Origin of the sequence: Brevibacillus choshinensis (genome assembly GCF_001420695.1) — a bacterium.
In the GTDB taxonomy this organism is placed as follows: domain Bacteria; phylum Bacillota; class Bacilli; order Brevibacillales; family Brevibacillaceae; genus Brevibacillus; species Brevibacillus choshinensis.
In genome coordinates this window covers 323,764-344,892 of record NZ_LJJB01000013.1, presented here as the reverse complement: position 1 = coordinate 344,892, position 21,129 = coordinate 323,764, and the positions used below count along the sequence as shown (strand labels likewise).

At 47.3% G+C, this 21,129-nt stretch carries 20 protein-coding genes and 1 riboswitch; of the genes, 7 read left to right on the top strand and 13 right to left on the bottom strand.

Annotated features, from left to right (window positions below):
- Positions 1-101: 101 nt before the first annotated feature.
- Positions 102-722, top strand: coding sequence for a YhcN/YlaJ family sporulation lipoprotein (locus AN963_RS21875; RefSeq protein WP_055746674.1), 621 nt, complete (start codon positions 102-104; stop codon positions 720-722).
- A gap of 44 nt (positions 723-766) precedes the next feature.
- Here AN963_RS21875 and AN963_RS21870 read toward each other — a convergent pair whose 3' ends face one another.
- The 3 genes from AN963_RS21870 to AN963_RS21860 all read right to left on the bottom strand — a co-directional run bounded on the left by AN963_RS21870 (position 767) and on the right by AN963_RS21860 (position 3,883).
- Positions 767-1,957: a trans-sulfuration enzyme family protein gene (locus AN963_RS21870; protein ID WP_055746673.1), complete on the bottom strand. Its 1,191-nt coding sequence runs from the start codon at positions 1,955-1,957 to the stop codon at positions 767-769.
- A complete protein-coding gene (locus AN963_RS21865) occupies positions 1,954-3,117 on the bottom strand; it encodes an aminotransferase class I/II-fold pyridoxal phosphate-dependent enzyme (protein WP_055746672.1) in 1,164 nt (387 codons plus the stop codon). Before AN963_RS21865 ends, AN963_RS21870 begins: the two co-directional genes overlap by 4 nt.
- A gap of 95 nt (positions 3,118-3,212) precedes the next feature.
- Positions 3,213-3,338, bottom strand: a riboswitch (SAM riboswitch).
- An 86-nt stretch (positions 3,339-3,424) separates the two neighbouring features.
- A complete protein-coding gene (locus tag AN963_RS21860; protein ID WP_055746671.1) occupies positions 3,425-3,883 on the bottom strand; it encodes a pyridoxamine 5'-phosphate oxidase family protein in 459 nt (152 codons plus the stop codon).
- Positions 3,884-4,030: 147 nt separating this feature from the next.
- Between AN963_RS21860 and AN963_RS21855 the strand changes: the two genes are divergently transcribed.
- Positions 4,031-4,360: a DUF5665 domain-containing protein gene (locus tag AN963_RS21855; RefSeq protein WP_055746670.1), complete on the top strand. Its 330-nt coding sequence runs from the start codon at positions 4,031-4,033 to the stop codon at positions 4,358-4,360.
- A gap of 5 nt (positions 4,361-4,365) precedes the next feature.
- Here AN963_RS21855 and AN963_RS21850 read toward each other — a convergent pair whose 3' ends face one another.
- The 3 genes from AN963_RS21850 to AN963_RS21840 all read right to left on the bottom strand — a co-directional run bounded on the left by AN963_RS21850 (position 4,366) and on the right by AN963_RS21840 (position 6,610).
- The gene (locus tag AN963_RS21850) at positions 4,366-5,814 is read right to left on the bottom strand and encodes a hypothetical protein (RefSeq protein WP_055746669.1); all 1,449 of its coding nucleotides are present in this window, start codon (positions 5,812-5,814) and stop codon (positions 4,366-4,368) included.
- Positions 5,815-6,000: 186 nt separating this feature from the next.
- Positions 6,001-6,273, bottom strand: coding sequence for a hypothetical protein (locus tag AN963_RS21845; RefSeq protein WP_055746668.1), 273 nt, complete (start codon positions 6,271-6,273; stop codon positions 6,001-6,003).
- A gap of 10 nt (positions 6,274-6,283) precedes the next feature.
- Positions 6,284-6,610 (bottom strand): YlaH-like family protein, encoded by a 327-nt coding sequence (locus tag AN963_RS21840; RefSeq protein WP_055746667.1) that lies wholly within the window; start codon positions 6,608-6,610, stop codon positions 6,284-6,286.
- 269 nt (positions 6,611-6,879) lie between these two features.
- Between AN963_RS21840 and AN963_RS21835 the strand changes: the two genes are divergently transcribed.
- On the top strand, positions 6,880-7,359 hold the full coding sequence (locus AN963_RS21835; RefSeq protein ID WP_055746666.1) for a glutathione peroxidase: 480 nt from the start codon (positions 6,880-6,882) through the stop codon (positions 7,357-7,359).
- A 149-nt stretch (positions 7,360-7,508) separates the two neighbouring features.
- On the opposite strand, the gene typA is transcribed toward AN963_RS21835, so the two are convergent.
- Positions 7,509-9,350, bottom strand: a complete 1,842-nt coding sequence (typA, locus tag AN963_RS21830; RefSeq protein WP_055746665.1) for a translational GTPase TypA — start codon at positions 9,348-9,350, stop codon at positions 7,509-7,511.
- 137 nt (positions 9,351-9,487) lie between these two features.
- Between typA and AN963_RS21825 the strand changes: the two genes are divergently transcribed.
- Complete coding sequence (locus AN963_RS21825; RefSeq protein ID WP_055746664.1) at positions 9,488-10,102, top strand: YhcN/YlaJ family sporulation lipoprotein; 615 nt, start codon at positions 9,488-9,490, stop codon at positions 10,100-10,102.
- Positions 10,103-10,174: 72 nt separating this feature from the next.
- Here the strand turns inward: AN963_RS21825 and speD are convergent, their stop codons facing one another.
- The 4 genes from speD to AN963_RS21805 form a co-directional block, all read right to left on the bottom strand.
- A complete protein-coding gene (gene speD / locus AN963_RS21820) occupies positions 10,175-10,579 on the bottom strand; it encodes an adenosylmethionine decarboxylase (RefSeq protein ID WP_055746663.1) in 405 nt (134 codons plus the stop codon).
- A gap of 244 nt (positions 10,580-10,823) precedes the next feature.
- On the bottom strand, positions 10,824-11,420 hold the full coding sequence (locus tag AN963_RS21815) for a hypothetical protein (RefSeq protein WP_055746662.1): 597 nt from the start codon (positions 11,418-11,420) through the stop codon (positions 10,824-10,826).
- Positions 11,421-11,768: 348 nt separating this feature from the next.
- Positions 11,769-12,275 (bottom strand): DUF4446 family protein, encoded by a 507-nt coding sequence (locus AN963_RS21810; RefSeq protein ID WP_055746661.1) that lies wholly within the window; start codon positions 12,273-12,275, stop codon positions 11,769-11,771.
- A 258-nt stretch (positions 12,276-12,533) separates the two neighbouring features.
- The gene (locus tag AN963_RS21805) at positions 12,534-13,133 is read right to left on the bottom strand and encodes a hypothetical protein (RefSeq protein ID WP_055746660.1); all 600 of its coding nucleotides are present in this window, start codon (positions 13,131-13,133) and stop codon (positions 12,534-12,536) included.
- Positions 13,134-13,359: 226 nt separating this feature from the next.
- On the opposite strand from AN963_RS21805, the gene AN963_RS21800 reads away from it, so the two are divergent.
- Positions 13,360-13,995 (top strand): YktB family protein, encoded by a 636-nt coding sequence (locus AN963_RS21800; RefSeq protein ID WP_055746659.1) that lies wholly within the window; start codon positions 13,360-13,362, stop codon positions 13,993-13,995.
- Positions 13,996-14,116: 121 nt separating this feature from the next.
- Here AN963_RS21800 and AN963_RS21795 read toward each other — a convergent pair whose 3' ends face one another.
- Positions 14,117-15,082, bottom strand: a complete 966-nt coding sequence (locus tag AN963_RS21795) for an NAD(P)H-dependent flavin oxidoreductase (RefSeq protein WP_055746658.1) — start codon at positions 15,080-15,082, stop codon at positions 14,117-14,119.
- Positions 15,083-15,246: 164 nt separating this feature from the next.
- Here AN963_RS21795 and AN963_RS21790 point away from each other — a divergent pair, with 164 nt between their 5' ends.
- Positions 15,247-16,719, top strand: a complete 1,473-nt coding sequence (locus AN963_RS21790) for an aminotransferase class I/II-fold pyridoxal phosphate-dependent enzyme (RefSeq protein ID WP_055746657.1) — start codon at positions 15,247-15,249, stop codon at positions 16,717-16,719.
- A gap of 138 nt (positions 16,720-16,857) precedes the next feature.
- Positions 16,858-18,819 (top strand): dihydroorotate dehydrogenase, encoded by a 1,962-nt coding sequence (locus AN963_RS21785; protein WP_055746656.1) that lies wholly within the window; start codon positions 16,858-16,860, stop codon positions 18,817-18,819.
- A 54-nt stretch (positions 18,820-18,873) separates the two neighbouring features.
- Here AN963_RS21785 and AN963_RS21780 read toward each other — a convergent pair whose 3' ends face one another.
- Complete coding sequence (locus AN963_RS21780; RefSeq protein ID WP_055746655.1) at positions 18,874-21,024, bottom strand: hypothetical protein; 2,151 nt, start codon at positions 21,022-21,024, stop codon at positions 18,874-18,876.
- Between the last annotated feature and the right edge of the window lie 105 nt (positions 21,025-21,129).

Here is a 21,129-nt window from a genome sequence, read left to right as displayed (position 1 = left end):
GTACTACAGTCTATGTTGAGCTAGACACAGATAGACGGACCTTTCCCAGAATGAAAACAAGCTCGCAGGACAAAATACTCGTAACTGCTGGGAAAGGGAGAATGCCTGTGAAACGGACAGCTATCGGATACCTCGGTATTTGCTTATTGCTCACTGCATGCATGTCAGGTAATAAACCGCCGGCCAATCAGGCTGCGCCACAGCCCAATCAACAAGCCCCTCATACGCAAAGTGTTCAGCAAACTGCTCCCCAGCCTACCTATAATCAATCTTCACAAGCGACAGCGGATCGTCTCGTCCAATTGGCGACTCGCGTGAAAAAGGTAAATGGAGCGACTGCCGTCGTGATCGGCAAATACGCGGTGGTAGGTATTGACGTCGATGCCACTCTGGATCGCCCTGAAGTGGGAGTCATCAAATACACAGTTGCCGAAGCATTAAAGGAAGACCCACAGGGGGCAACTGCCGTCGTTACTGCTGACGCTGATATTGTGCAGCGTCTAAGAGAGATGACTGCTGATATTCGCAGAGGCCACCCGGTTTCCGGATTTGCTCAAGAACTAGCGGATATCGTGGGACGGATCATTCCGCAATTGCCACGCGATGTACGCCAGAAGGAAGAAACCCCATCTCGTGAAAATGAGCAGCGAATCAATAAGAGCAACGGCTCTGTTCCACGTGGAAATGAGAAGATCAACGTCAACCGGACTGGTGCACCATAACAAGGGACAGTCGTAAAATAAAGAAAAAGGCATTCGCCCAGGAACTACACCCGGGAGAATGCCTCTTTTGTTTGTTGGAACGCTACCTCAAGTGGTGGCAAAGCGTCCAATGCCTGTTGCAAGTCTTGAATCAAATCATCGACATCTTCCAACCCTGCCGATAGACGAATCAGACCGTCCGTAATCCCGCGCACTTCTCTTTCAGATGCCGGCATAGACGCATGTGACATCGTTGCTGGATAGGAGAGGATCGTTTCAACAGCTCCGAGGCTTACTGCGACGATCGGCAGCTGTACTCGGTCAAACAGCGCTTTGGCTCGTTCCCGACTCCCCACATCAAAGGAAATGACCGCACCATGGCCACTCGCTTGCGCTTCCTGGGTGACGTGTCCAGGGTGATCAGCCAAACCAGTGTAATAGACACGGCTGACAGCAGGGTGCGCATCCAGCCAGTGGGCGATTTTATCTGCTGTCCTTGTGCTTACGTCCAACCTTGCCTTTAGTGTCTTCAGGCCACGCATTACCAGCCAGCAGTCTTGCACTCCCAGGATGGCTCCCATCCCGTTTTGAATAAAGTAGAGCTGCTCTCCTAATGCTGCGTCTCGCGTAACCGCCAACCCCGCCACTACGTCACTGTGTCCACCAATAAACTTTGTTGCACTATGGATCACGATATCGGCACCCAACTCCAAAGGACGCTGGTAGTACGGTGTCAAAAACGTATTGTCCACGATAACCAGCAAATCATGCTCTTTTCCAATCCGACAAACAGCAGCGAGATCCGTGACCTTAAGAGTAGGATTGGATGGCGTCTCCAGATAAATCCCTTTGGTGGTGGACTTGATTGCTGCTCTCACTTCTTCCGTCTGAGTAGCGTCTACAAACGTCACGGTGATCCCCATCCGCGACAACACTTTGGTCAAAAAGCGGAACGTCCCTCCGTACACATCTTCCGCTACGATCACATGGTCGCCAGCAGAAAACAGCATAAACACGCTGGAAATCGCAGCCATGCCCGAAGCAAAAGCAAAACCTCGTTCGCCACCCTCCAGACCTGCGATGGCGTCCTCCAAGGCTTGGCGAGTGGGATTGCCTGATCTGGCGTAATCAAACGTACCTGGACGATCCAGATCTGCCTGATGAAAGGTGGAAGCCTGATAAATGGGTACCGACGACGCGCCAGTGACCGGATCAAAGCACGATGTACCATGCAGCACTCTAGTCGCAAAATTCATCGTACGCTCCCTCCTACAGCCAGACTTGCATCCAATGCCTCGCACAAATCGGCAATCAGGTCATCCGGATGCTCAATGCCTACGGAGAGTCGGAGCAATCGGTCACATACCCCCACATACTCCCGAATTTCAATCGGGATATCTGCGTGCGTCTGCGTCGCCGGGTATGTACACAACGACTCAACACCACCCAAGCTTTCAGCAAACGAAACAATGCGCAAGTTTTTCAGGAAAGGCTTTACTTGATCGGCCGAACGGACACGGAAGGAAACCATACCGCTAAACCCGCTGGATTGCTTTTGTTGGATATCATGACCAGGGTGCTCTGGCAACCCAGGATAAAAGACTTCTGTCACTGCCGGATGTTCACGTAGTTTGTTTGCGACGGCAAACGCATTCGTCTGATGACGTTCCATGCGTAGCGCTAATGTTTTCATCCCGCGCAAGAGCAGCCAGCTGTCTTGCGGACCCAATACCGCACCGATTGAATTATGCAAAAACCCGATTTTTTCCGATAACTCTTGCCCTTTTGCCACGATCAGACCGGCAAGCACGTCATTATGTCCGCCCAAATACTTCGTCGCACTGTGCAAGACAATATCCGCTCCCAACTCTAGTGGGCGTTGACAATAAGGGGTCATGAACGTATTGTCTACAATCGTCAGCAGCCCATGTCGCTTTGCCAGCTGCGCGACTTCCTGTATATCTGTAATCTGGATGAGCGGATTGGTCGGAGTCTCCACGAAAACGGCTTTTGTCTGTGGTTTCACGGCCTTCTCCAACGATTCCAGATCACGCAAATCGACATAGCTGAATGTGAGTCCATACCGGGACAGCACTTGCTCGAAAAGTCGATATGTTCCTCCGTACAAGTCTAGGGAGACGATCAAATGATCTCCTTGGGAAAACAAGCCCATGACGGTATGAATTGCAGCCATGCCAGATGCACAGGCAAATCCTCCGTCACCCGATTCCGCGTTCGCGATCGTGTCCTCTAAAATCGAACGTGTGGGATTCGCTGTACGCGCGTAATCAAATCCTGTGCTTTCTCCCAAAGTAGGATGGCGATAGGCTGTTGAGTAGTATACGGGAAAATTGACCGCCCCCGTCTTTTCGTCTTTCCCTACGCCTGCCTGAACGAGTTTCGTCTCCAAATGCATGTGATTTCTCTCCCTCCAATAGTGTGCGAGGGGCATGAAAAAAAGCCCCCTTTCCTCTGAAAGAAGGCTTTGATTACGTCGCCGTAAGCAAGACCTTCTCATCTTTCAGAGTTTGATAACTCTGCAGGAATTAGCACCATTATCTCCCTGTACATTAACTCGTACAGGTGATTGGTTGCCGGGCATCATCGGGCCAGTCCCTCCGCCTCTCTGGATAAGAAGATTGCTATTCAATTTGATTGATCCTAATACTAACGGATGGATCGCTTACTTGTCAACAAGATTTTCCACCTGGCATATAGCTGTCCTAATTAGTGTTTCTCAAGGCTTCCATCACTTGATTGTCCAGCTTGGCTGCTGCATTCTTATCGTAAGTCTTTTCGTATTGCGGCTCTACAGAAATGCGAGATCCGTAGAACATGATATCTCTCACAGCCTCAATGGTAATTTCTACCATCGCAAGCTTCAAGGGAACCCCTTCCAGCCGCTCCGTTTTTAATGTAGCACGTCCGTTGATCGCGAAAGACGAACCTGCTCCAATCAGATGCAAAACGACCTGCGGTTCCTTTGCAATATTCGTCAAGATCCGCGACCGATTGTCCACTGCAAAACGGATCGAATCGACCGAAGACGCATACGTCCATGACAAGGAACTTAATGAAGGGGAACCAGATTCGTGATCAATCGTCCCCAGGGTAACAAAACGCTCTTTCTGCAAAAGCCCAAACAATTCTTCAGACAGCGATTGGGAAACGGTTTCTGCCATTCCGATGCCTCCTTGAGTACGTTTTGTACGTATATTGTACCCCCCGGTAAAGGGATAGGCAAACGTTTCTGGTTCCTTGCTTCTCTTTTCTTTTTTCCCTACACTGGGTAATAGAGATAAACTTGATCCCGAAGAGGAGGTTTGTCGATGTCGCCCACTGACCGTTTGCTTACACAGATGGAGCAATTGATGAAAGACATCCAGGAAGTCCGCAAACTTAATGAACGTATGGACAAGATCGCCATGTTCCTTGAAGATATTCGCTTAGCAGATATTCTTCAAAATTACACTGCCCCGCGCAAGCTGCTCTGGATTAATTTCCTCGCAGGTCTTGCCCGGGGTCTGGGTTTGACGATTGGTACAGCTATCGTATTAGCGTTGCTTGGTTCGCTCTTGACTCAATTTTTATCGATTCCGATCATCGGAGACTACATAAAAGATCTCGTAAATTACGTCCAGGCGTACAAGCAACCGTAACGACCTTACTTGTCGTCGTGATCGTCGTGATCATTGTGATCATCGTGATCATCGTGATCGTCGTGATCGTCGTGATCGTGGTCATCATCACGGTCATCATCGTGGCCGTGTTGATTCCACTCCCCCTGTTTTTTCCAATAGCCATAAGCATTGCCTTTTGGCTCATGCTTTTCTTTATCTTTTTTGTCTTTATCCTTTTTGTCTTTATCGCCGTCTTTGTCATCGTTATTCTTGTGGTCGATCTCTTCGATGATCTTGGTAATAGGCGTATCAATGTCAGACTGTTTCACCAGCTTGTCACCTACATACAGCTCGAGACGAATAACTGGTTGTTTAATAGAGCCTTTTTTCAATGACAGCTTCAGGGTATATTCCCCTTTGTCATTTGGCTTCACTTCTTGCTTTTTGCCATCCAGAGTGGTTACGATCAGCTTTACATTGCCATTCTTGGTCCAGCCGACAACGTTTCCTTTCAGCTGAATGCTTTTTGTTTTCGGATCAAATGCCGCTGTACCCGAAATGGCGTACGTTTTCGCCTCTTCTTTCGCAGGTGTGTTAATAACTTCTACCTCGATTGAGTCAGAGTCCTGTTTTTGTCCGTCCTCATATACCTCGATCGTTGCCTTACCTGTCGTTACCTTGACGTCTTTCAGTGTGATGCTGAAGCTCCCTACACCATCCCACAGCTTTTTCACTTTTGCCTCGCCTTTTACACCGTTGTACGACACTGTCACTTTGTCTACATCCAGCTTGACGATGCCTTTGACTTTCAGTTCACCTTTTTTCGCATCAAGAACAGCCAAGTTATGTATAATCATGTCGGCTTCTTCTTCGGCTTGCGGAATGACTTTCACTTTCTCGCTGTCCACTAACGTGCTGCCTGCATAAGCATTCACCGTTACATATTGATCAGTTGCTACATCCAAAGACCCAAAGCTCACTGTAAAGGAATGCTCACTCGTAGGAATCACTTCGATATTATCCCCATTTGGCTTCTTCACGACGATTTTCGTAACGTCCTCGGTTACAATTCCTTTAATGTACACCTTTTTGCTTTTCGTTTGAGCGCTCACACTCACAATTTCTTCGTTTTCATCCGTGAATCGGACTTCCAGCCAGATGTCACTGTAGTATTGGTTGTAGATCCGTTCCCACTCTTCCTTGTTCTCTTCCATATATGATTGCAATTTCGTGTTTAGCTTAATCTCATCCACGATGATGTACAGATGATCTGCTTGTGTCTTGAGCAGCATGTTCAATGTTTCTGGATCATTTTTGGCCAACTCTTTCAAATTATAGCGGGTGACTTGCTTGCCTTCCTCGTTCATGACCACTTTCGTTGCACTCGGTGATCCAAATGAACTGGCATTTGCGAAAATCGGTGTAAGTCCTCCAATAATACTTGCTGCAGCCACTACGGCTAGTACAGGCTTTTTCGTCCATATTTTTTTCATACTAGTTCCCCCTTCTTCATTGCCAATCATCCCCTGTTGACTAGGGCACAGTTACTGACGACATTTCTTGCGGATAGGTTGCATACAGAGAAAAAACCACGTCTTTTTACCTAGAAAATTCGCAAGTCATAGAAAAAACTCATCCAGTAGCCCGAAGGAAATCGGGAGATGGATGAGCCTTTTTCTTTATCCATTATATTTTGGTTCACTTTCGATGGCTTGCAGTAACGACTCTACTGCTTCGGCACCATATCGACCATGCCATTCCTCTCCGGATACTTGACCGTAGGCAATATACCAAGGACCTTCCTGACGATAACCGAGTCCACTCATTTGGTGGTCTTCTCGTAAAAGTTCTGAAAAAAATGACGCTGTCTCCTGTGCGGAATGATCGTGGGGTCGTGCATCTGCTACCACTTGAATCTGTATCCAGTTAAAGAGGGCGTCTTCACGCTTCACTAGGGAACCCTCACTTTCTTTGGGTCTGCTCTGGTTTTATTCTCAGCTTCACGATGACAAGAATCGAAATCGCGACCAACATGGCACTCTTTACAGGTAGCTGAACATCCAGAATGGCAAAAATCAACGCTCCAGCAAACAACAGTATGTACAATAAAATCGTCTTGAGAATAGGCATGCGAATACGGGTAGCAAAACCAAGATAGTAGACCAAAACCAGTTGAACGAATAAAATCCACGCTCGATTGTGATCGGCCCACATCCGGAAGCTGTCAAAAGCAGACAATTGGTCCGGGTTGGCGGGAACATAGGTTGAAGCTAATTGAATCCAATCCATGATGATAATTCCTCCTGTTTCGCACGCGACTTCTTGGTATCACGTGCAAGCCGTGGAGGTGAACGCTCTCCCCGGCGTATTTCATTTTCTTTTTACCTGCCTGCTGTTGGTTCACTCTTGTACCAAAATCTATCCATTTAACTTTATCAGGTGGCGTATTTCCTGTCAAAACTTGATATTCTGTCAACCTCTTGCACTCCGTTTGCTAGCTTGTATACGGACCTCCGTGCTATGATGAAAGCATGAAATTAGAAAAAGGTGGGAGAACGATGAGTGTCTACGACATTTCTGTAAAAACGATTTCGGGTGAAGAACAAACTCTTGCCGCTTACAAAGGTCACGTACTCTTGATCGTCAATACTGCCAGCAAATGCGGGCTGACACCTCAGTATAAAGGCTTGCAGGAACTGTATGAGCGTTACCAGGATCAAGGGTTGGTTGTATTAGGATTTCCGTGCAACCAGTTTGCGGGTCAAGAACCTGGGAGTGAAGAAGAAATTGCTCAATTCTGCGATCTGAATTATGGCGTTACCTTCCCGCTCTTTGCAAAGGTGGATGTTAACGGTCCTACTGCGCACCCCTTGTATCAATATTTGAAATCTCAAGCCCCAGAAGGTAACGGCGAAGAAATCGAATGGAACTTTGCCAAGTTTCTGGTCAACAAACAAGGACAAGTCGCCAAGCGAATTGGGGCACGTGTCCAACCCGAAGAATTGACCACCGACATCGAATCTCTTCTGAAAGCCTAATCTCATTTGTTCCAATCCCTCGCACATGACTGCGGGGGTTTTTTACTAACCTGAAAAGAAAAACATTTACGGTGTTGCACAAAAAAATGGTTTTGCGACATAACAAAAAAGCCGTTCCATCTTTGCAGAGGAACGACTCTTTTCGTTGTTTATGCTTGTGGTTGTGCTTCCCAACGTCTTTGTTTTTCATAACGCTCGCGATCCGATTTGTTCAGGTACTTTTTACGGAGGCGAACAGATTGAGGAGTTACTTCGCACAGCTCATCATCGTTCAAATACTCCAGTGCCTCTTCCAGCGTCAAGATGCGAGGGGTCTTCATTTTAACCGTCTCGTCTTTCGTTGCGGAACGAACGTTGGTCGCATGCTTTTCTTTACATACGTTTACAGTCAGGTCATTGTCGCGGTTATGTTCGCCAACAATCATACCTTCATATACTTCGGTACCCGCTTGGATGAACATGATACCACGGTCTTCTACGGACATCAGGCCATAGGTGGTAGCAGTACCTGTTTCATGAGAAATCAGTACCCCTGCGTGACGCCCGCCTACTGGACCTTGGACCAGAGGACGATAGCTATCAAAGGAATGGTTCAGGATTCCATAACCACGGGTAATGGTCATGAACTCGGTACGGTAGCCAATCAATCCACGGGATGGAATGATGAATTCCAGACGAACCTGTCCAAATCCGTTGTTAACCATGTTAACCATCTCAGCCTTACGTTGGCCAAGCGTCTCCATTACGGGACCTGTGTACTCTTCTGGTACGTCAATCACCAACATCTCAGCCGGCTCCATTTTTTGACCGTCAATCATACGAACGATAACTTCTGGTTTGGAAACACCCAGCTCAAAGCCTTCACGACGCATGTTTTCCACCAGAATGGACAGATGCAATTCACCGCGTCCAGATACAACGAAAGCATCTGGAGAATCCGTTTCATCAACACGAAGAGATACATCTGTCTCCAACTCAGACATCAAACGATCACGCAGCTTACGGGAAGTTACATGCTTACCTTCGCGACCAGCAAACGGGCTGTTGTTCACGAGGAACGTCATTTGCAGAGTTGGCTCATCAATTTTCAGGAAAGGCAATGGATCTGGACGATCGACATCGCAGACAGTCTCCCCAACGTTGATGTCATCCAAACCGGCAATCGCGACGATATCTCCCGCTTTCGCTGTTTTTTGCTCCACACGTTGCAAACCAGAGAAACCGAACAGCTTTTGGATGCGCATTTTTTTCAATACGCCTTCGCGTGTCGTCACGGATACCATGTCGTTCACGTTCATCGTACCACGGTAAATGCGTCCAATCCCGATACGACCCAAGAAGTCGTTATAATCGAGCATGGTCACTTGCATTTGCAATGGAGCGTTTTCGTCTGCATCTGGTGCAGGCATGTGCTCGATGATTGTATCAAACAGCGGACGCAGGTCCCCTTCGAGCTTGTCTGGTTCCATACCGGCGATTCCTTGCAAACCAGAAGCGTATACGATAGGGAAGTCCAACTGATCTTCTGTTGCATCCAAGTCAATGAACAGGTCGTAGACTTCATTGATCACTTCCTGAGGACGAGCATTGTCGCGGTCTACTTTGTTCACGACGACAATCGGAGTTACTTTTGCTTCCAGCGCTTTTTTCAAAACAAAGCGCGTTTGAGGCATACAGCCCTCGAATGCGTCCACGATCAAAAGAACACCGTCTACCATGCTCATGATCCGTTCAACCTCACCACCGAAGTCGGCGTGGCCAGGGGTATCCAAAATGTTGATCGTAAACTCATTGTATTTGACGGACGTTGTTTTTGCCAGGATCGTAATTCCGCGCTCCCGCTCCAGGTCATTGGAGTCCATCATTCTCTCCTCTACCTGCTGGTTACTACGGAATGTGCCCGATTGAATCAAAAGTTTGTCAACCAATGTCGTTTTACCATGGTCAACGTGGGCAATAATGGCGATGTTGCGTATGTCAAGACGCTTCATGTGAACCTCCTCTGTTATGCATACCTTCCATATTAGCAGTTCGTGAAACTCGGCACAATGGGGAGTTTTTTACGGAAATCCCTTCCTGAGTAGGGTACGTTCTTTTCGTCATACTAAGGAATGGAGGTGGGCTCCCCATGAATAAAAAATGGTCATTCGCTATCGCAGGCCTTCTCGCTCTGTCGTCTTTGACTGGTTGTGCAAGCTCTAGTGCTGGACAGAAAAATGCTCCTCACACACAAAACATCGCGAACCAAAAGCCTGCTGAAACGCGGAGCAGCATCGCTCACGATCACAAAGCCTACACGCAGGGAACGAATGCTTTTCATTACCGCAACGGCTACACCACGAATGGCTTTAACCAAAACATCGCCGAACAACTCACCCGAGTCGCGGATGATGTTCCTGGGGTCGAGCGAGCTACGGTTGTCGTAAACGGACAAGATGCTGTTATTGGTATTCGCATTCGCCAAAACTTGGCTCCTGAACAAGCAAAAGTCATCGAACAACAGGTTCACTCCGCAGCAAGAGCTGTCTCTCCCAGTATGAACATTCGCGTGACTTCTGAACCTGCCATGTTTACGCGTATTCGCGGCATTAACGATGCGATCTATAATGAAGCACAAAATCGTACGAACAATGTGCATAATGTTCCAAGCAACGTTGCCCACAATGTGAGCAATACCGTAAATGACTTTGGTATCTTGCTCAAAGACTTGGGCCGTACGGTAACAGCTCCCTTTCACAGATAGCTAACCATTTCCAACACTCTCACGTAAAAGAGGTGCGGACTTCAATCCGCACCTCTTGAATACTTACATTTGTTACTTGCTTACCAATTCAGCCGCTTTCATTTCAGGCTCAACTACTTGCAGTTCACCTGTACCGCGAACGAGTTTCTTCGCGTAGGTTTTCTCCGGCTTCAGCACGGATACCAAGTAATCGATAGCAACTTGCGGATCAACCGTCTCACCGCACGTGTAGCAATCCAAAGCCGCGAATCCACGCTCAGGATACGTATGAATGGACAGGTGGCTTTCCGAGAGAAGAACCAGAACGGTAGCACCTTGAGGAGAAAACTGCTTAGCTTGCACGCTTAGTACCGTAGCACCGCATGCCTCAGCAGCTTCAATCATTTCTTTTTTCAAAAATTCTGCGTCGTTCAACAAGTCAAACTGAACTCCCCATGTGTCAACAGCAACGTGTCTTCCGAAAGTCGAGTATTCCATCTTTCGGTTCCCCCTTCCTAGCAAGTGTAATGTTAAACATCGCTAGGACCTGCGTCATTCACTAACGGGGGCGGTTTCCCTCTTGTTATCCACCCTTTAAAGTGAATCCTGGTTCCTAATCCTGTTTCCAACGAAAACAACAATACCATGCTTCTGCCTAATTTGACAATACCTTTTTTGGGAAAAATACAGGAAATAAAAAAATGAGCGCATGCGCACCCATTTCTTGGTTATTATTCAATTATTAAACTTCCAGTTCAAACAGACGTTTCGACAAGTCGGCTAATCGGCTATCAATCGCTGTAAGCTTTTCCGGGGCATTACTTCTTGCCCAATTTCGCAGATCCAGCCATCGGTCCGTCTCTTGATATAGGGACTCAATCTCTCGCTCGCTGCCATCTTGTTGGAACAAAGACTCCAACTCATTGGCCACGCTCGGCGAGGTATTTTCAAAGATGGACATTTCCTCGTCACCGGACAGTTCATGAATACTCACGACTGAGCCTTGGTCGTAATGGTATACGACTGTAAAGCCATCATAAATCCGATGGACAATTCCATAGCCACGAAACGTTTTCATCGCTTTTCTCATAACATTCGCCAACTGTCGATCCCGGATGAGATACGAACTGTCGCACGAAAAACGATTGCCAGATCGCGCGAAACTCAGTTGAATTTCCCCGCTGTTATCTGTCAGAATAACGTCCCGGTCGCCATTGTCACAAACTTTGACATCGACTGAAATGTGTTCATTGGTGAAGAGCGAGACGAATTGGTTCAGCTCTTCTTCATTCACCGTAAAATAGGCCTTGGCGTAGTTAGTCGCTAAACGCTGTGCCATAATATCTCCTCAATTCTTTTGGTTTGCATGGGCCATAGTTCGACCGAACAATCATCCGAATATAAGGAGTTACGCTAAGTGTCAACGAAGGAACGCTGTAGAACCTGGCCTTGCCCCGCGAATCGAAAATCGATTTGGGTAATGAAGGCGGATCACCTACTTTTTGTATTTACGAAAAAAAACCATCCTTGACTTCTCTTATTATACAACAGGCGGTTTGAAAAGTCTTGACTAAAAAGGTGATGAATTTTCGCAAAAAAGCTGATTATTTGCGTTCAGCCGCTGAGAAACGAAAAGAACTCTCTGATTCATACATATGCTTACCATTTCTGAGAAATACGAAAAGGTTTACGCTCCCACTGGTGGATTCATTGCTTTTTTTATGACAGCTTGTTCTTCGTCAGATAACGAGTACGACGAGCTGCCCCCCTCCAATGGTTTTGCGTACACACGCGATTCTTCACGTCCAAAAATACTTGTAATCACAACGCCATTTTGAGCTTCATCGAGGATCGCGATCGAGAAACTGAGATCGCTCCCAACATCTCCAAAAGCATTGTACCGGATGACAGCCACGTTCCCACACTGCGAAGCAATTCTCTGTGACAGCCGATTGATCACGAATTGCTGATCACTGTTCATCTTTTTCACTTCGTCTACATGATCCAGCAGCCGATGCATCCCTTCCTCGAGATTCGCTCCGCCTACTCCGGTCATGAGCCTGTTGATTGATTTACGCATCCGACTCACTCGTACGGATTGCATTATACATACAACCAACAACACGACATTCAGAGCGATGACGGCCAGGAGCAGGATCCCTGCATTTGGGACTTGTGATAGGAATGGTTCCATGAAACGTTTTCTTCCTTTCTGGTGCATAGGGTGCCAAAATCCTTTTCTATTGTAACGCCGGATCGCCAGTCATTCAAACATAGTCTGCCGAAATTCACGAATTGCTAACACGTTTCTCCCTGCCTAGACCCATGGAAGGCGGAGGGAGTACAAAATGGAGCCAAAAAAAGCGACACCCTCGTTTGTCGAGATGCCGCTTTTTTATTCCCTATTCCTATGTGTCGAGCTCATCGTCCGTTGATTATCCTCCAGTCTACCTTACGCTTCCAAGAGCAGCATTTCCCGGCGGAGCTGTTTCAAGCGTTCCTTGGATTGTTTCACCTGTCCTTTGTCTTCTGCTTTCAACGCATCGTACAAAGTGGCAAGCTCATAATCCAGCTCCAGGCGCAGTACAGGAATGCGTTCTTCAGAATCACGTCGTTTCAGTGCGGCAATCACCTGATCCATCGTCACATTGCAAGATTTTTCGTAGATCACTTTTTTCTCAGCTCCTTTTATTTCCACTATTCTGACGGCTTCACCGTACCGGATGTGTTTCATCAGAACACGGTCTTCTAACTGAATTCTGATGATGGCATGCCCATTTGCTTTCTCCACAAAGTGGTATAGAACATTGGCCACCCGTGAATCTGAAACGGGAATACCTGCTAACTGCAGCTTGTAAGAACCATTCAACCGCTGCATTTTCCAGTCAGATTTTCCGTCTGTGGTGTTCACGAGGAGGTGAAACTGCTCGGGAGATTCTTTCCACGTGACGCTCACCCCTTCTTCCACAAGGGCCTGCACCATCGCGTGTAACGTCTTACGATCAAACCAGACAGCCAGATTGAAATACTCCAACTCAATGCCGAGACTCATCAAGGCCCCTCCCATTAACAGAATACTCAGACAACATTTGCGTTGTAAGGGAGTGAGTGGTATATCATATTATTCAGGCGACGGTTTTGCTATTCATATCCCGGCATGTATTTTTTTCCTACGTGGTATGATATCATATGGAGGATTCCAAGCTCCCTTGACAGGGACGTTCGCCCTTTTCTTACAGTGGCGCGCGATGATGTTTTGATAAAGAGGTGTTCGTTGCATGTCGACGTTTACAGGTTTTCAGCAAGAAGATTTTGATGTTTTTAACATTGATGGCCTCGATCAGCGCATGGAAGCGATCAAGGGTGTCATTCGGCCTAAATTAGAGGCGCTCGGTCAGCATTTTGCCCCTGCCCTTTCCGTCGCTACTGGATCTGAGATGTTTTTTCATGTGGCAAAGCACGCTCGAAGAACGGTGAATCCCCCCGTTGATACATGGGTAGCATGGGCTGCTGACAAGCGTGGATACAAAAAACACCCGCACTTTCAAATCGGTCTGTGGGGTACTCATCTTTTTGTCTGGTATGCAGTGATTTACGAAGCCCCGGCAAAAGGCGAAATCAGTCATGCATTGGGTGAACATCTGGATGAGGTTCTTTCGTTGGTTCCGGATGAATACCATTGGTCTCCCGATCATACACAACCCCAAAGCACACCGCAGGAAGTACTTGGAAAAGAGGGTGTCCAAAAGCTGGTGGACAGGCTCGGAGGGGTCAAAAAAGCGGAACTACTCTGCGGGATCACCATTGATCGTCACGATCCCGTACTTACTGATAAAGATGCATTGCTCTCACGGCTGGAGCAGACTTTTTCTGTATTGACCAAGCTGTACAATCTCAGTCGTACTGGTGCATAAACCGCCTCCTGATATGTTTGTTAAGTTATATATGCAAAAGAACAGGTCCGCTTTCTCTCGAAAAGCGTATGCCTGTTCTTTTGTTTTTTACGACCGACAAGGGAACAATAGACAAGTGTAACTACGACCCCTTGAAGCCTTGAAGGCGTTCCAGCGCAGCATCTATATCTTTAAACATCCGTTCAAACAATTCCTGAACAAAAGGAACATCCTGAATCAAGCCAATCACTTGCCCTGCCCAACCAAAACCTTGTTGTTCGTTTCCCTCATAAATAAAGGTGCGGTTGTTTTGGCCACTAATCCATGACTTTAATTGTTCGTATCCTGCGCCTTCTTTTTCCATCGCCAAAATCTGATCGGAGCCTGGCGTGCGAACGACGCGGGCAGGTGCCCCCAGAGTTCTCTTGATCACAGCCGTATCGTGCTCTGTTCCTTTGAGAAGGGCTTCCTTGTAAGCGGCATGAGCATGAACACATTCTTGGGTGGCAATGAAACGTGTACCCATTTCTACCCCGTCTGCTCCAAGTGCTAACGCTGCGAGGATTCCTCGACCATCGCCTATACCACCGCTGGCCAAGACAGGTATCTTCACAGAATCCACGACTCGAGGAATCAAAACGAATGTGCCGATATCGTCCCTTCCCAGATGTCCGCCGCCCTCTTGACCAACCGCCATGACTGCGTCTGCTCCGATGGATTCTGCCTTCTGTGCCTGTCGCACGGATGCCACCAACACCAGTTTTTTGATGTCATGTCCGTCCAGCTTGCGAATGAGTGGTTCAGGATTGCCGCCTGTAACCGAAATGACTTTGACGCCTTCTTCAATAGCAATATCCACATACGGTTCGTACGATTGATTGTATTGACCAATCGCAAAGTTTACACCGAACGGACGATCAGTTAACAAACGTACTTTGCGAATTTCTTCGCGCAGCGCTTCAGCTGATGGTAGCGACATTGCTGTAATTTGACCCAATCCTCCTGCATTTGACACTGATGCAGCCAGATCCGCGTATGCTAAATAGGCCAATCCACCTTGAACGACCGGATAGTTGATCTGTAGTAATTCTGTTACTCTCGTTTTCATCTCATCACCCCATTTTAAAAAAACTTCTCGGGTTATGGCCAAAACTCCTGCTGCTCGCTGAGATTATGAATAAAAATTCGCTTGCTTTCCCCCCCTATTTTGCTATACTCAATTTGTTTGTTTTTACCCCTTTAATTCTTTATCTGTAAAGTGAGGCGATCGTAGTGAGACAAATGAAAACTCCTTTGTTCAGCGGGTTGTTGGAGCACGCCAACCGGAACCCGATTCAATTTCACATTCCGGGCCATAAAAAGGGTATGGGCATGCATCCGGCATTTCGCGAGTTCATCGGGGAGAATGCTCTCTCGATAGACCTCATCAACATTGCGCCACTGGATGACTTGCATCACCCAAAAGCAATGATCAAAGAAGCGCAGGATTTAGCAGCCGAGGCGTTCGGCGCTGACCATACATTTTTTTCTGTGCAAGGGACGAGCGGTGCGATCATGGCTATGATCATGGCAACCTGCAGTCCTGGCGACAAGATTATCGTTCCACGGAACGTGCATAAATCTGTCATGTCTGCGATTATTTTTGCAGGAGCCGTCCCGATCTTCATTCATCCGTCGATGGACGAGCGGCTTGGCATATCTCACGGGATTACAGTGAAAGCCGTGCAAAAAGCACTGGAAGCCCACCCTGACGCAGCTGCCCTGCTCGTGATTAATCCAACTTATTTCGGGATTGCTGGTGATTTGCGCGAGATCGTGCGGACAGCGCATAATTATGAAATCCCTGTATTAGTGGACGAAGCGCATGGCGTGCATATCCATTTCCACGAAGAGCTCCCTATTTCCGCGATGCAAGCAGGCGCGGACATGGCCGCTACTAGCGTCCACAAGCTGGGTGGCTCCCTGACACAAACCTCCATTTTAAATGTGCGCGAAGGTCTTGTCGATGTAGATCGTGTGAAAACCGTCATGAGTATGCTGACGACGACTTCTACTTCCTACATTTTTTTGGCCTCGCTCGACATGGCGCGCCAGCACCTGGCTCTCAACGGACATTTGCTGACCGAGCAAGCCATGAAGCTGGCTGAAAAAGCAAGAAACATGATTAATGATATTCCACGCATTTACTGTGTAGGACGGGAAATTCTCGGAAAACCTGCTACCTTTGCCATGGACCCTACCAAGCTTCTGATTCATGTTCGTGACTTAGGAATCACTGGCTGGGAAGTAGAAAACTGGCTGCGTGATAAGTACAACATCGAAGTGGAAATGAGCGACTTGTACAACGTCCTCTGCTTTGTTACGGCAGGCGATTCGGACGAAACCATTCAAGTATTGGTGAACGCTCTGCGCGACTTGTCTGTCGAGTTTGCTCATGTACAGGCTGAAGAAAAACCAACGATTTCATTGCCGAACATCCCAATGCTTTCGACCACCCCTCGCAATGCGTTCTACGCGGAGACGGAGACGATTCCATTCGCCGAAGCTGCAGGAAGAGTTATCACGGAATTTATCATGGTCTATCCACCAGGTATTCCGATCTTCCTGCCAGGTGAAGTTATTACGGAAGAAAATCTTGCTTATATCCAAGAAAACATTCGCGTCGGCCTGCCTGTTCAAGGACCTGAAGATGAGACGCTCAAAACTATCAAGGTCGTGAAGCGTCAGACAGCGATTTCCGGCTAAGAATCGAGTACATGTAACATGCAAGAAAGCTGTTGCCTCTCTGAAGGCAGCAGCTTTTTTTATTCATAGCTTCGTAGTAGGACGTCCGAACTTTTTGATAAAATAGACATGAAAATCAAGGTTAGGGGTGAAGTTTCCGTGCCAGATTGGTCGTATCAAACCTTATTCCGTCCCCTACTCTTTCTCCTGTCTCCTGAACGAGCCAGGGATATAACATTAAGCGCTATTGGTACGCTTGCAAAATACCCGGGTGGACCCTTTATCATCGAGTTGATGGGCCATATGAAACCTCCTCACGAACTGTCCCGTTCTGTGGCCGGCATTACTTTTCCTACCTCTGTCGGATTAGGTGCGGGTCTGGATCCACATGCGACTGCTATCAAGGCACTCTCCCGCTTTGGGGTAGGGTTCATCGAACTTGGCCCCGTTACCATCGATCCCATACTGTCACGCAAAGAGCTGACGAGAAATACACAGGACCAAACCATTGTCTATCCAGAAATGGAGGAATTGGCAAATCCAGGGATACACAGCCTATTGAAACAATTACGGTCAATGGGCACACTCGCTGTTCCCATCGGGGCAAGACTTGCCTGTCGACCTGATGTTACCTGGAGAGAAGCAACTGACGAGATTCTATCCCTCGCGAACAGTCTAACCGATACCTGTTCCTTTTTTTCGATCGATACACGATGGTTTTCTTCCCTATCATGGAGCGAAACAGAGTGGCGGTTGCACCTACAGGAGATACGTGCTGCAACTGACCGTCCCCTCTTCCTTCTTCTTTCTCCGGATTGTAGAAAGCCGGAAGCAATGAAGCTTTTTCAGCCTGCTTGGGAAGAAGGGTACGAAGGTGTCCTGGTGGCTGGTGGCATCTGCAACGATCGAATCCTACAAAATCATGCTTCACGGACATGGCTCACGGGACCACCTACCCACGAAGAGAGTAGACGATTTGTCCAATGGTTGAGAGAGCACTGGCCAGCGTCGTTCATAATCGGCTCTGGAGGGATACACGAACCTGCAGACGCTTTGCACATGCTATCTGCCGGTGCTGATCTCGTCCAGCTACATAGCGGCCTTGTCTACTCCGGTCCAGGGCTGCCGAAGCGAATCAACGAAGCGATCTTGCAATCATCCTCGGAAGCTCATGCAGATTCACCTGGACTAGAGCTTGAGCACCCGAAAAAGCTGTTATTCCCTGCGTGGATTTGGGGAATGATCCTGGGTGTAGGGATGATGATCGGTGGGATCTTAGCTTGGCTCATAGCCGCAACAAGAGTCGTGCTCCCTTACGACGAGCGGTTCCTCGGTATGAGTGTTACTGAACTCATGGTACTCAATGATCGACTGCTTCCTTTTATGTCACACGATCGAATCAGCCTAGCAGGGACGATGATCTCGATCGGTGTCATCTATTACCAACTATCTCGATTTGGTCTCAGATACGGACAACACACTGCTAGGAAGATCCTCCTCATTTCCGGATCAATCGGGTTCTCCAGTTTCTTTTTGTTTTTAGGCTATGGTTATTTTGATTATTTACACGCTATTCTGGCTATCCTTTTGCTTCCTACTTTTTTACTGGCGCTACGTGCCTCTTGCCATATTCATCTTCCCATTCTTCCAGCACAGCTTCGGAACGATCGGGACTGGAGGCAAGCGCTGTGGGGACAGCTCTTGTTTGTCATCGTCGGCTTTGGTCTGACTGCAGCTGGTATCATGATTTCTCTCATCGGCGTGACAGGCGTTTTCGTTCCGTCTGATCTGATTTTTCTCTGTGCCGCTCCCGAAGTACTCCAAGCTTACAATGAGCGGTTAATCCCCCTCATCGCCCACGACCGCGCTGGATTCGGTGGAGCCCTTGTCTCAGACGGGATTGCTGTATTACTCCTAAGTCTATGGGGATTCAGAAAAGGAGAAAGCTGGCTCTGGTGGACGTTACTCCTCGCCGGCGTTCCTGGCTTCGCAGCTGGTATTGGTGTTCATTTTACCGTCGGCTATGTGGATTTTATTCATTTACTGCCTGCATTTGTGGCCATTGTTCTCTTTCTGCTTGGGCTAGTGTTGTCTCGTCCGTATTTGACTGCTCGTCATTAAAAAAGAAGCAGGTAGCAAGTGAGAAGTCCCACTACCTGCCTGCTTCATACAAAATTACTTATAAACGCGAACAACCACGTCTTCTAACATAACTTGATTAAAGTATTTAATCAGTTGGCTAGAATCCTCCAGCACATCGCTAATTGATATTTTAACTTCTTTATCAGTATTAACAAAAAATACATAGTAAAAATTTTCAAAGCCCGCATCTAACATTACTTTTGATAAGCTCTTGTCCATTACCAATTCCATAAAATTGTATTCCTTATAATCGCCTGGCTCTGGGTCTGGATCCGGATTAGGCTCATTGTCGTCATCATCATCTTTGGGTTGAGCAAATGCGAGCGTATACACGTATGGAGTATCTTCTCGATTGTCAATCCAAACAAGGCGATTGCCACCAATCGTTGCCTCTTCTACATCTGCGTCATCATCCCAAGCGTAATCGCTGTAGGTGCCATCCTCGACATCATACAACTCGAAGTAGAAATCCTTCTTGTTTGGGGAGAGACGATTATCTTCGAAGAACACCATCTCACGGGATGTTTGTGGATTGATCTGATCACGATCACTATAGCGCAGTAAAGAACTAGCCTTACCTCGTTTGATGTCGTAAGAATACAAATCCCAGCTCGGTTTAGTTGAATCTGTATATTCACTCCACACCACAAAATTTTCTCCGAGCTTTGCTTGTTTTACTTGAACATTTTTACGGATTTCTGTTTCGTCCTCTTCATCCATATCATACAGGAAAACACTCGCTTTGTTTGAGCTTTGCTCAAGGACCCAAGAAACGTAATTCTCATAAATATCGATGCTGAGTGGGTCTTTCTTCAAGGAAGCAATATCTGTAGATTTGTTAGTCGACAGATCGGTGACGACCAGTTCCGACTTTCTATCTACATTCACCCACAGCAAATTGTCCCCATCTAATTCATACAGCTTTTCAGCCGGCGCTTGGTCATCGTCTTCATCTGTCACTTGCTTCGTAACACCTTTTTTGATGTCGTAGGAGAAGAGTGCATCTTTCGAGAGATCATACCAGACGACGTAACGATTGCTGACCAGTGGACGAGACGGATCCGCGTCCGTCTTAGTAATGGCCTTATTCGTGCCATTTTCAATATCGTACAAGATCACGGAATCGCTCTTGTTACCTTCTGAAATATAGACAATATAACGGTCACTAGCAGCTGGCTGGCTTGGCTCACCTGCAATCGATCCGATCGGCACAGATTCCTTTTCATCTACATCATACAGATTCAGACGCAGCTTCTTGTCGCTGTCTGTTTTTGCATACAACACGTAGTCCCCGTATACACGAGGAGCCAGCTTATCATAGACGAAGCTCTTGATTTCTTTGCTCCCTGTCTTGTTCACATCACCATATGACAGATCGCCGTTATCAATGAATATATAGGTACTTTTGTAAATATGTGGAGATTGCTTATCGCTAGAATCGTCAGTCAGCTTTTTGGCGGCTCTAGATTTGCCGATGGTGTACAAGCTGATTTGGCTATACTCATCGCTTTGATCTTCAAAAATGATCTGATCACCGTAAATCGAAGGGTTTACTTGATCACCATGGGTAGTCACAGCAGCTTTTTCAGTTTCTGCTTTTAGGTCATAGTAGTAAATGTCTGCATTGCCGCTGCGCTCATCTTGCCACGCAATGTATGTATCTCCAGCAGTTGGATTGCTTGCCTTGCCACTTGAACTAATTTGTTCAACATCACCAGAGGTAATATTGTACAGGAAGATGTCAGAACCACCTTGGCTCTTGTCGTCCCACACTACATTCTTTCCGGCAATTTCCAAGTGGGACACTTTCGCAGAACCACTTGTCAGGAGAGTTTCTTTTTTCTTAGAGATATCGTACATGTACACGTCTGATCCGCCGTCACGTGAATCCATCCACACGACGTAATCACCGTCTACGCGAGGGCTTGTCTTTGTGGAACTTTTGCTCCCGATCTTCACTTCCGAATTGTTATCCAGGTCGTAAAGAGTGATGGTTTTGTCTCCCTCTACCATCCACACGGCATAGTCCGCAGAAATGTCGAAACCGGTTTTGGCAATCTCAGGTTGGCTCACATCAAGTTTGATTTCGTCGCCAATGCCTTTGGCAAATGCCGGTGTCCCGCTCCACAGAGAGGTGACCAATATTGCTGCGGCCAGCCAACCCTGCTTGGGTGTAAGCTTCATGAAACAATTCCTCCTCTTGCAACGATTTTCACTCTTCCCTATTATCCCCCATGATGGAAAGGTTGTCAAAAAAAACAGGCCTTGCGCAAAAGGCCTGTCATAGGT

What these genes read in the sequence shown, in the direction of transcription:
- AN963_RS21875 (WP_055746674.1), top strand. Translation starts at nt 102, where the DNA reads ATGCCTGTGAAACGGACAGCTATCGGATACCTCGGTATTTGCTTATTG.
- AN963_RS21870 (WP_055746673.1), bottom strand. Translation starts at nt 1,957, where the DNA reads ATGAATTTTGCGACTAGAGTGCTGCATGGTACATCGTGCTTTGATCCG.
- AN963_RS21865 (WP_055746672.1), bottom strand. Translation starts at nt 3,117, where the DNA reads ATGCATTTGGAGACGAAACTCGTTCAGGCAGGCGTAGGGAAAGACGAA.
- AN963_RS21860 (WP_055746671.1), bottom strand. Translation starts at nt 3,883, where the DNA reads ATGGCAGAAACCGTTTCCCAATCGCTGTCTGAAGAATTGTTTGGGCTT.
- AN963_RS21855 (WP_055746670.1), top strand. Translation starts at nt 4,031, where the DNA reads ATGTCGCCCACTGACCGTTTGCTTACACAGATGGAGCAATTGATGAAA.
- AN963_RS21850 (WP_055746669.1), bottom strand. Translation starts at nt 5,814, where the DNA reads ATGAAAAAAATATGGACGAAAAAGCCTGTACTAGCCGTAGTGGCTGCA.
- AN963_RS21840 (WP_055746667.1), bottom strand. Translation starts at nt 6,610, where the DNA reads ATGGATTGGATTCAATTAGCTTCAACCTATGTTCCCGCCAACCCGGAC.
- AN963_RS21835 (WP_055746666.1), top strand. Translation starts at nt 6,880, where the DNA reads ATGAGTGTCTACGACATTTCTGTAAAAACGATTTCGGGTGAAGAACAA.
- typA (WP_055746665.1), bottom strand. Translation starts at nt 9,350, where the DNA reads ATGAAGCGTCTTGACATACGCAACATCGCCATTATTGCCCACGTTGAC.
- AN963_RS21825 (WP_055746664.1), top strand. Translation starts at nt 9,488, where the DNA reads ATGAATAAAAAATGGTCATTCGCTATCGCAGGCCTTCTCGCTCTGTCG.
- speD (WP_055746663.1), bottom strand. Translation starts at nt 10,579, where the DNA reads ATGGAATACTCGACTTTCGGAAGACACGTTGCTGTTGACACATGGGGA.
- AN963_RS21815 (WP_055746662.1), bottom strand. Translation starts at nt 11,420, where the DNA reads ATGGCACAGCGTTTAGCGACTAACTACGCCAAGGCCTATTTTACGGTG.
- AN963_RS21810 (WP_055746661.1), bottom strand. Translation starts at nt 12,275, where the DNA reads ATGGAACCATTCCTATCACAAGTCCCAAATGCAGGGATCCTGCTCCTG.
- AN963_RS21805 (WP_055746660.1), bottom strand. Translation starts at nt 13,133, where the DNA reads ATGAGTCTCGGCATTGAGTTGGAGTATTTCAATCTGGCTGTCTGGTTT.
- AN963_RS21800 (WP_055746659.1), top strand. Translation starts at nt 13,360, where the DNA reads ATGTCGACGTTTACAGGTTTTCAGCAAGAAGATTTTGATGTTTTTAAC.
- AN963_RS21795 (WP_055746658.1), bottom strand. Translation starts at nt 15,082, where the DNA reads ATGAAAACGAGAGTAACAGAATTACTACAGATCAACTATCCGGTCGTT.
- AN963_RS21780 (WP_055746655.1), bottom strand. Translation starts at nt 21,024, where the DNA reads ATGAAGCTTACACCCAAGCAGGGTTGGCTGGCCGCAGCAATATTGGTC.